The 1,099-nt window shown below is 68.0% G+C and carries 1 pseudogene; it reads left to right on the forward strand.

Going from position 1 to position 1,099, the window contains the following annotated elements:
* Positions 1 to 331: 331 nt before the first annotated feature.
* Positions 332 to 1,099, forward strand: a pseudogene (locus HII36_RS55415) (formyl transferase); the annotation flags it as partial.

Genomic DNA, 1,099 nt, shown 5'->3' on the forward strand with positions numbered 1-1,099 from the left:
AGATATTTATAAGAGACAGGGTTCCAGGTGTGGGTGTGGGTGGGGTTGGTGGGAGCTCCAGGCGAGCGCATAAGTGGATTTTTTAGGTCATTTCCACTCAAGTCAGACCAGCAAGTTCGGGTTTCTGTACGGTTTTGTCAGCAGAGCTTGCTGGGTCGTGTCAGCATCGTTGGCATGTATGCCGCAAATGGGTCTGTCTCTAATGCCGTGCTTCGTCGCCGCCGTGGTCTGACCGGCTGAGCTGTCGTGCGCGGTCGTCCCGGGCGGCGTGTGCCCGGGTTGCGGTGTGTCGTCCCCCTCTCCCCCGGTTCTTGGTGAAGGAAGTTCCGCGTTGCGTATCTTGCTGCTGTGTTCGTCGTTCAACGGTCTGTCTCAGCGGGTGTGGCTGGAGCTGCGCCGTGCGGGGCACGAGGTGAGTGTCGAGCTGGCCGTGTCCGAGCAGGTGATGGTGGAGGCGGTCGAGCTGGCGGCGCCTGATCTGGTGATCTGCCCGTTCTTGAAGGAGCGGGTGCCGGAGCGGGTGTGGCGGTCGTATCGGACGGTGATCGTGCATCCTGGTCCGCCTGGGGATCGGGGGCCGTCGTCGCTGGATTGGGCGATCGCGGAGTCGGCGCCGGAGTGGGGGGTGACGGCGTTGCAGGCGGTGGCGGAGATGGACGCCGGGCCGGTGTGGGGGTTTAGGACGTTCGCGATGCCGGTGGAGGCGCCGCGTAAGTCGGCGTTGTACAACGGGCCGGTGGCCGATGCGGCGGTGGAGCTGGTGTTGGAGGTGGCGGTCCGGGCGCAGGATCCGTCGTTCGTGCCGGTGCCGGTGGAGCGGGTGGGTGCGCCGGTGGTGGGGCGGTTGCGGCGGGCGATGCGGCATGCGGATCGGGAGTTCGCGTGGTCGGAGCCGACGGCGGAGATCGTGCGGCGGGTGCGTGCGGCCGATGGGGCGCCGGGTGGTCGTGCGGTGCTGGCGGGGTGTCGGGTGCGGGTGTTCGACGTGCACGCGGGTCCGGAGGCGTCCGAGCTTCCGGAGGCGGGGGTGCCGGGTGAGGTGGTGGCGCGGCGGGAGGGTGCGCTGCTGGTGCGCACCGGTGACGGGTCGGTGTGGGTG

The organism is Nonomuraea antri (assembly GCF_013283785.1).
GTDB classification, from domain to species: domain Bacteria; phylum Actinomycetota; class Actinomycetes; order Streptosporangiales; family Streptosporangiaceae; genus Nonomuraea; species Nonomuraea antri.